This window comes from Syntrophomonas sp. DTU019 (genome assembly GCA_913757435.1).
In the GTDB taxonomy this organism is placed as follows: domain Bacteria; phylum Bacillota; class Syntrophomonadia; order Syntrophomonadales; family Syntrophomonadaceae; genus DTU019.
The window spans coordinates 286,017-295,424 of the sequence record CAJYDM010000004.1 but is presented as its reverse complement, the minus strand read 5'-3'; the positions used below and the strand labels follow the sequence as shown (position 1 = coordinate 295,424).

Below are 9,408 nucleotides of genomic sequence, written 5' to 3'. Positions count from 1 at the left end.
TGGAACTTATCCGAGGAAGTATCGTAATTTGTACTAAATGTGGAATTGTAATCTCGGATAGCCGCCTCAAGAAAATCTCTGGAGCTCTGGTCAAGGTTTTCCATATTAAAATCCTCTTCAGGCAACAGTCCATCTGGCTCCTCCTCATTTGCACTAAAACTGAAAATAGTTGCAATGGTAAGGTTACGGTTCTTTTGTGCTATCTGCTTCTTAAACTCATTATAGTATCTGATTGCCATTGGGATGGATGCAGCAGCAAATATGGAGTTGAAACCGGCAACTCGCCTTGTTTCACGCTTTTCAATCATCTTTTTAGGGTTGTGCTTATCTGCTTCTTCCCATTTCGCGGAGAATGTGTAATAACTATTGCGCTTTGTCTTCTGATCAAAGTGTTCAAGAACGTAAGAAACAATTTCACTGATTCGCTGTGGATCTGCTAAGGCTTTTTCTCTATCTATGCTATAGACTTTTTTATCATTAACGTAATCAGGCATCTTAATGGTATTGATAAAATCTATTCTAAAAGGCAGAACATTCCCATCATTGATGGCATCCACAATGGTATAAGTATGCAGTTTTTCTCCAAAAGCCTGCTCGGTTGTGCGAAGCAGTGGGTTACCTCCTGAACTGGCATTGGCAGCAAAAATCGGGGTTCCCGTAAAGCCGAAGATATGGTAGTTCTTAAAACTCTTCGTGATAGCTTGATGCATTTCACCAAATTGGGAACGGTGGCACTCATCAAAAATCAGTACCACGTGTTTCTTATAAATATCATGCTGTTTGTTTTTACGTATAAATATATCCAGCTTCTGAATAGTGGTTACAATGATTTTGTATTCATGAGGATTTCCTTTTTCGTCCCTGTCTTCCAATTGTCTTTGAAGAACTCTTGTGGACGTATTACCGTTAGCTGCTCCCTTTTCAAAACGGTCATATTCCTTCATGGTCTGATAGTCCAGATCTTTACGGTCAACAACAAACAGCACCTTGTCTATGTAAGGCAAGGCAGAAGCTAATTGGGCTGTCTTAAAACTGGTCAATGTCTTACCAGAGCCTGTTGTATGCCAAATATATCCTCCAGCTGCAGTTGTGCCCATCTTCTTGTAGTTGGTTGATACTACAATACGTGATAAGATACGTTCCGCAGCAGCTATTTGATAAGGACGCATTACAAGGAGCAGGTCTTCAGATGTGAAAATACAATATTTTGTTAGAATATTTAAGAGGGTATGTTTGGCAAAAAATGTTTTAGTAAAGTCCACAAGATCAGGAATAATTTTGTTGTTTGCATCTGCCCAAAAGCTGGTAAACTCAAAGCTATTACTCGTTTTTTTGCTTCTTCGACGTTCACTGCTACTTTGTTCCTTGATATGAGCATTTCTTGTGGTGTTGCTATAATACTTTGTATGGGTGCCATTGGAGATTACAAATACCTGCACATACTCAAATAAACCAGAAGCCGCCCAAAAACTGTCACGCTGGTATCTTTTTATCTGGTTGAAGGCTTCTCGGATAGCAACACCGCGCCTCTTTAACTCCACATGAACCAGCGGAAGTCCATTTACAAGGATTGTTACATCATATCGGGTTTCATGCTTGCCGCCTGCTTCTTCATATTGATTAATAACTTGCAAACGATTGTTATGGATATTCTTTTTATCCAAAAGGTATATGTTCTTTGTTGTTCCATCTTCACGTTTTAGAATCTGGATATGGTCATCTTGAATTTTTCTGGTTTTTTCAACTATACCCTCATTTGTATTGGCAATACATTCTGCGAAAAACCTATCCCATTCGCTATCAGTAAATGTAAAATCATTAAGAAGCTCAAGTTGCTTTCGAAGATTTTCTATCAATGCAGCTTCATTGTGCACTGAAATATATTCATATCCTTGGGAAGTTAGTTGCCTGATAAACTCCCGCTCAAGTTCTGCCTCGCTCTGATACTTTTCAGGACGGACATTATATTCAGCTGCGTATTCGGCAACAACTGTTGCTTCATCAGTACTTGCAACGATGTTGTATATACTCATGCCGTCACCTCCTTAAAAGATAACAGCTTATCCCTGTAATATTCATATTGCTTTTGCCGTGCTTCGATTTCAGCAGGAATACCGCTGGTTAAGTCGTTACAAAGAGCGTCAAAGCGATCGAGGATAGTGACGATACGTTCTTGTTCTTCGAGGGGAGGGACAGGGATTGGATATTTCATAATTGCAGTTTTATCTCCACGAGGCATTTTTGCGCCTTTAGAATGTTGCATATTATATACAAAAAAGTTATCTGATGAAAGCACAAAATATAAATACTTTGGTAAAACAGCTTTTCTATCATTTATGCGTATAACAAGAACATCTCCATTTGTTCCACCTACATCCGTTGCTAACCATATTTTTTTTAGATATGGGCGAATATTACCTATGAGTATGTCTCCAATATCATATTTTATTAAACGACCTTCTAATGGCACATAGTTTGATATTGTCTTTCCCATCTTATCAGGGAGAAGGTTGTCCACACCAACATATGTCTCCGCATTTAGTTCCCTAGCTTCTATACGACTTTTTGCATACCTAGTAACTTCTCCTAAAGTCATCCACTTGACATCAGGATTATCAACAAACGTCAACAGCAAATCCCTATAATACTCATACTGCTTTCTTCTTGCTGTAAGCTCTGCTGTAAGCTCTGCTGTAAGCTCTGCTGTAAGCTCTGTGAAATTGTCCAGAATACGGACAATTTCCTGCTGAACAGGTAGAGGGGGGATGGGGATATAAAATTCCTCTACTTGTTTTTTTGATACTGCTGGGATACCACCTTTTTGTTGTTGATTTATTAAATTATTTTCACTACTCTTTAAAACATAATAAGTGAAATTCCAATCAAGATATTTCTCTTCTACTGATATAGTGTAACAGCTATTACCAGCCCAAAAATCTACAAATACACGATTAACAAAGCCAGCATTTGCACCTCTTGCACTAATAATTATTTTATTAGCTGTTCTATTAAATTCATCATAAAAACCTGTATTTGAAGTTCCCCCATTATAAACAGGATATACTCCATTTGGGTTCTGTTTATTTTTATGGACAAATTCTCCAATAGAAACAGATGCAACTTCTTTTAATTTTTTATATTCCACCCCATCAGGGCAAAGTTCAGCAATCAATTCATCTAACTTACTCATTCGCCCACCTCAATTTCTGCAATAATCTTATCTATTTCTTCCCTTAAAATCTGCTCTCTCGCCACAATCTTTTCTATTTCAGCATTGAGGGCAACAATATCAATCTTTTCTCTCGTATCCTCTTGTTCCACATATGTTGAAACAGACAGGTTATAATCTTGTTCAGCAATTTCGCTGTTTGGCACAAGCCTAGCAAAATGCTCAATATCTTTTCTATCTTTGAATGCGTTAAGAATGGTCTCAAAATTTTCCTGTGTTAGTTTGTTGTTATTCGTAACCTTGACAAATTCCTTTGATGCATCGATAAATAAGGTGCTATTTTCTGATTTAGACTTCTTCAGCACCATAATGCAGGTAGCAATGCTGGTACCATAAAACAAGTTATCCGGTAACTGAATGATACAGTCGATATAGTTATTATCAATCAGGTACTGCCTGATTTTCTTTTCAGCGCCTCCGCGGTACATTACACCGGGGAAACAAACGATAGCCGCTGTTCCGTTTGTTGCAAGCCAAGAAAGACTATGCATAATAAAAGCAAGGTCTGCCTTAGATTTAGGAGCCAATACTCCCGCTGGAGAAAAACGAGGGTCATTAATCAAAATAGGATCATTATCGCCCTTCCATTTAATAGAGTAAGGTGGATTTGATACAATGGCTTCAAAAGGCTCATCATCCCAATGTTGCGGATCTGTTAGTGTGTCCCCAAGGGCAATATCAAATTTGTCATAATCAATATCGTGCAGGAACATATTAATTCTGCACAGGTTGTAGGTTGTAATGTTGATTTCTTGACCAAAAAAACCCTGACGTACATTTTCTTTTCCTAAGATTTTTGCAAACTTTAGCAGTAGAGAGCCAGAACCGCAGGCGGGGTCATATACCTTGTTGACTTCAGTTTTTCCTACTAATGTTAAGTGGGTAAGGAGTTCAGAAACCTCCTGCGGCGTATAGTATTCACCACCACTTTTTCCTGCATTGGATGCATACATACCCATTAAAAATTCATAAGCATCACCGAATGCATCTATGGTATTGTCTTTGTAATCTCCCAGCTTCATTTCTCCAACAGAATTCATTAGCTTAACCAGCTTTTCATTACGCTTTACTACAGTGTTACCTAGCTTATTGCTGTTAACATCAATATCGTCAAACAGACCTTTGAAATTATCTTCACTCTCTGTTCCTTGGGCAGATGCTTCTATATTACTGAAAACCTGTTCCAGTGTTTCATTTAAGTTTTCATCGTCCTTTGCACGAGCTCGGACATTTTCAAAAAGTTCGCTGGGTAAAATAAAGAAGCCTTTTGTCTTAACTAAATCCTCTCGTGCCTGTTCTGCTTCTTCGTCGGATAGCTTGGCATAATCAAATTCCGTATTGCCAGCTTCCCATTCTCCGGCGTTAATATAGGCAGTAATATTTTCAGATATGTAGCGGTAAAACAGCATTCCTAGAACATATTGCTTAAAGTCCCATCCATCTACACTGCCTCTTAGATCATTTGCCATATTCCATATCGTGCGGTGTAATTCCGCCCGTTCCTGTTCTTTTCTGTTGTTTTCCATAACTCTACTTCCTTTCTTCAACCATATTAGGCACTAATTCCATGATATCTTTAAAATCAACGCCAAGTGCCGTACAAACCTTTACAAGAACATCCATACTGACATATTCGTTTTTAGAAAGCTTTGAAATTGACGATGGACTTATTCCCGCAGCAGCTTGCAAATCTTTCTTCTTCATATCGCGGTCTATCAACAATTTCCAAAGCTTTTTATAGCTAACGGTCATCTTGGTCACCTCTTTATATATGTTTTTTCCATTATAGCACATTTTCTTCAAAAATAACATGATAATTCTGTGTTTGTGAAGTAATTTTACAATGTTAACAAAGATAATGATAGTTGTGTATGCCTTTCATTTTTCTCTTTTATTCAAATAAATACTTTTAGACAAAAAAGTCTTTAAGTCTATTTGTAAAACCAAAGGCAAAGTTATAACATTCAGCCTTCTTAAATTTAATGCCACTTTCGCTCAAATTTGAGCAAAAGCATATGCATTACAGCCGTCTTTTCTGGCAAATAGACAGGCTGGTTTTTTATTTTAAGGGGTTCGAATCAATAGAATTCTTCGCTTATAGATGAGGAAGAAAAATATTTTTAGAAAATCCTCAACTAATGTGCTCTACCAAGGCTATAAGGTGAGAGGAAAAATAATCCCCCAATGAAAGCATAGTTTTTCTCTCACTGCTCCTTGACAACTGAATACCCCGAAATGCAAGAGATACTTCAAGGTGAATATGCCATGACGATAATTCCGAGCGTATTCCTTGAAAGATAACGAGGTTGTGTCAAACAAGGCAAACCCTCTGGAACAGTAGCGTTTCGGGTCATTTTTAACAGGCAAGGAGGTGAAATAACTGAAACCACAATATGATAACTTGCCACAGATACTCAAAATTAAGCCACAGTTTTGCTGTTGGAAATATGAAGAGCGAAGTGGTAGAAAAACCAAAGTTCCCTATAACCCAGTAACGAGAAAAAGGGCAAAACCAAATCAACGTGGTACATTTAAAGATTTTAGTTCGGCGGTAGCTGCTATAAGTGATTATGATGGTATCGGATTTTTGGTGGGTAATGACATATGTGTTATCGACTTAGATGATTGCTTTGATAGTGGTGGTAAGCTTAAGCCTGTTGCCCAAAATGTTGTAGAGGCTTTTAGTGGTTGCTATATGGAACACAGTCCGTCTGGGAGAGGGCTTCATATTTTCTTTAAGGCCACAGGCTTTACCTTTGACAAAACAAAATACTATATCAACAACAGAAAGCTAGGAGTTGAGGTCTATGTATCAGGGGCAACAAACCGCTTTGTTACCGTAACAGGCAATGTATTTGCAGATGGTGATATACCGGAGAAATCGAATGAGCTTCAGATGATACTAGACAAGTATATGCTACGTCCTACCACTGTAAAGCAACTTCTGGATACAGAAAGTCAATCCTATCTGTCTGACAAGTCTGTTATTGAGAAGGCTTTAAAATCGGCAAATGGAGAAAGGTTCAAAGCATTATGGCAAGGAGATACGTCAGGCTATGCTTCTGCCAGTGAAGCTGATTTGGCACTTTGCGGTATGCTGGCATTTTGGTGTGGCAGGGATATTGGACAGATAGACAGACTTTTCCGGAAAAGTGGACTAATGCGGGATAAATGGAATAGACCGCAGTCCGGCAGTACTTATGGAATGATAACCATACAAAAAGCTATCGCAAGTGTCACTGAGGTATACAAACCGGGCGGCAAGCGTTCCTCAGCCACAGAAGATTTTTTACAGGGGGAATATTCCCTTGCTAATTTAAAGACTGAAAACAATGAGCGTTACCCTTGGACAGATATTGGGGCAAGCAGGCTGTTTGCTGATTATTATAAATCTTTTGCCCGCTATGTTCCCGAAAGGAAGATGTGGTTTTGCTATGAAAACGGCATATGGACTCCCGATATTGGTAATCTCAAAGTGATGGAAATGTGTAAATCATTGGCTAATCAACTGCTAACCTATGCTTTGACTATTCAGGATGAACATCAAAGAAAGGCATACATTGACTATTGCCGAAAGTGGCAGTCAAGAAGATACCGAGAAACGGTACTTAAAGATGCACAGAGTGTATATCCCATATCAATGGCTGAATTCGACCAAGACCCGCAGGTACTCAACTGTGCCAATGGAACATTGTTTTTAACATCCATGGATTTTCATCCCCACAACAGCGAGGACAGACTTACAAAGATATCTGGCGTTAAATATGATCCAGAAGCAAAAAGTGAGCGATGGGATAGATTTATTTATGAGATTATGAGCGGAGATGAGGAAAAGGCAAAATTCCTCCAGAAAGCCTTTGGTTACAGTATCAGCGGAGACACTCGGTATGAATGCCTGTTTGTTCTCTATGGTGCTACAACTCGAAACGGTAAAGGTACGCTATGTGAGAGCATTCTTAAGGTATTAGGCAGTTATGGCTGTACCGCAAGGCCGGAGACTATCAGTCTGAAAAAGAACAATAACAGTTCAAGTCCAAGTGAAGATATTGCCCGGCTTGCAGGAGTACGCTTTGTGAATATCTCCGAACCTAGCAGAGGACTTGTCCTAAATGCTGCACAGGTAAAAAGCATGACGGGTGGTGACACCATCAACGCAAGGTTTCTACATGAGAATTCTTTTGACTTTTCGCCAAAGTTTAAGCTGTATATCAACACCAATTATCTGCCCGTTATTACGGATATGACACTGTTTTCCAGTGGCAGAGTGGTAATCATCCCTTTTGAACGACACTTTGATGAAAGCGAGCAGGATAAAAACTTAAAACGTGAATTCGCCAAACCAAAGAATCAAAGTGCTATCCTCAACTGGCTAATTGAAGGCTATCAGCTGTTAAAGAAAGAAGGCTTGACTTTACCTGATTCCGTTAAGACAGCAACAGAGGCTTATAAGCGTGACAGCGATAAAATAGCATTATTTTTCGAGGATGCCTTGGAGGAAAGTCCTAATAGTGAGGTGCGGACATCCGAAGTGTATGCCCGGTATCAGCGTTGGTGTAGTGCCAATGGATGTTATTCGGAGAATGCAAGAAACTTCAAACAAGCATTAACAGCTATCGCCCGTGTAGAACGGAAACGACCACGTTCTGGTGGTGGAATGACCACAATGCTTATCGGATATAAGCTGACAGAAGAAGAATTTTTTCTTATTTAAACACAGTGTAGCAGCTTGTAGCAAGAAAAACAGGTTATATAAAAAATCGCTCTCGTATAGAGAGTTTAGTTTTTACCTGCTACATCTTGCTACAAAGCTTAATACCACTAAAACCACTGGATACAACTTAATGTGTTGATACCTACCCCCTAGGGGAGGTCAAATCTCCACACCTTTTCATCTGGACAACGGGCGTAGGGCAACGCGTAAAAAAACGCGGTTTCAAACGGGGTATATACCCCACAATCAATTTTAATTTAGGAGGTAAACGATTATGGCAACATCAACAACTTATAATAGAGCGTTTTGGAATGTTATGAAAGGAAAAGAAGAAAATAATCAAAATCTAAGAGAGGGTTTTGATAATGCAGGAGCCTATGTCGCACCAGACGAGTTCCGAGAAGGCTTTAACACTGCTTTGGCAAAGGAGAATATACTCCGCAGATTTGCTACTGTTATCAATCTATCTTCTGCAGAAGGTAAAATTCAAGCGGTATCCTCAACAGGGACAGCAGATTGGGTTGAAGACGGAGATCCAATCCCCGAAAGTGCCGATACATTTACACAGTTTCTGGTGAAATCATACAAGCTGGCATCTCTTGTCAAGCTAAACCGCTCATTCGTCACCGATATGAACTTTAATCTTGAAAAATATCTGATTGGTGATTTTGCGAAGCGTTTTGGCAAGGCTGAGGAAAATGCATTGCTTAATGGAAATGGCACAACTCAGCCAACAGGTATACTTACGGCAGACGCAGATGTAACTACAGCAGACAATAGTACCATCTCTTTTGATGAGATTATCTCTCTGTATTTTTCATTAAAAGATGAATATCGCAATAACGCTGTGTTTATTATGCACGATAATACAGCCATGCTTCTTAGAACCCTTAAGGATACAAGCGGCAGTTATCTGTGGAATTCTTCAGACAACACCATCTTCGGAAAGCCTGTAGTTACCTCTCCATATATGCCTACAGTATCAGCAGGAGCTAAAAGCATTGTATTTGGAGATTTATCATACTACTGGCTGATTGAACGTCAACCAATAACGATAAAAAAATTAAGTGAGTTATATGCATTGCAGGGGCAAATTGGATTTTCTGCTTACGAGAGATTGGATGGCAAGCTAATTCAACCGGATGCTCTGAAAATATTACAAATAAAAGCTTAAATAATGGATTAGGCACTGGGTAATCAATTCGGCTCAGTGCCAGTCCCTTCAAAACATCGGACAGGAGGTCACGATATGGAGAATCAAAGTAACAGCCGCACAACCAAATCCGATATCGGAGGTACGGTCTATGTGGTGGAATCACGAGTAAGTGATTCAGCAAAGGAAAGTGCATATTCCAAGCTGAAACGACTGATTACGGTCAACGCAAAAAGCCTTTCAAAGTTATCAGATAGTTCATATAAACCTACGGAAATCAACTCGACTTCTTCAAGGTAGTACGGTAATATACAT

At 39.2% G+C, this 9,408-nt stretch carries 7 protein-coding genes; 3 read left to right on the top strand and 4 right to left on the bottom strand.

What is annotated here, in order from left to right:
- The 4 genes from AC15IQ_RS11945 to AC15IQ_RS11930 form a co-directional block, all read right to left on the bottom strand.
- On the bottom strand, window positions 1-2,033 hold a 2,033-nt coding region (locus tag AC15IQ_RS11945), incomplete at its 3' end, for a type I restriction endonuclease subunit R (protein WP_483179377.1).
- On the bottom strand, window positions 2,030-3,190 hold the full coding sequence (locus tag AC15IQ_RS11940) for a restriction endonuclease subunit S (protein WP_483179376.1): 1,161 nt from the start codon (window positions 3,188-3,190) through the stop codon (window positions 2,030-2,032). The genes AC15IQ_RS11945 and AC15IQ_RS11940, both read right to left, overlap by 4 nt.
- A complete protein-coding gene (locus tag AC15IQ_RS11935) occupies window positions 3,187-4,755 on the bottom strand; it encodes a type I restriction-modification system subunit M (protein ID WP_483179375.1) in 1,569 nt (522 codons plus the stop codon). Before AC15IQ_RS11935 ends, AC15IQ_RS11940 begins: the two co-directional genes overlap by 4 nt.
- A gap of 4 nt (window positions 4,756-4,759) precedes the next feature.
- Entirely contained in the window at window positions 4,760-4,981 is a 222-nt protein-coding gene (locus tag AC15IQ_RS11930; protein ID WP_024822623.1) for a helix-turn-helix domain-containing protein, read from the bottom strand.
- Between the two features lie 649 nt (window positions 4,982-5,630).
- Here AC15IQ_RS11930 and AC15IQ_RS11925 point away from each other — a divergent pair.
- The 3 genes from AC15IQ_RS11925 (at window position 5,631) to AC15IQ_RS11915 (ending at window position 9,393) form a co-directional block, all read left to right on the top strand.
- Window positions 5,631-7,940 (top strand): phage/plasmid primase, P4 family, encoded by a 2,310-nt coding sequence (locus tag AC15IQ_RS11925; RefSeq protein ID WP_483179374.1) that lies wholly within the window; start codon window positions 5,631-5,633, stop codon window positions 7,938-7,940.
- A gap of 274 nt (window positions 7,941-8,214) precedes the next feature.
- A complete protein-coding gene (locus AC15IQ_RS11920; protein WP_483179373.1) occupies window positions 8,215-9,114 on the top strand; it encodes a phage major capsid protein in 900 nt (299 codons plus the stop codon).
- Between the two features lie 75 nt (window positions 9,115-9,189).
- Entirely contained in the window at window positions 9,190-9,393 is a 204-nt protein-coding gene (locus tag AC15IQ_RS11915; RefSeq protein WP_024833073.1) for a transposon-encoded TnpW family protein, read from the top strand.
- Window positions 9,394-9,408 lie beyond the last annotated feature (15 nt).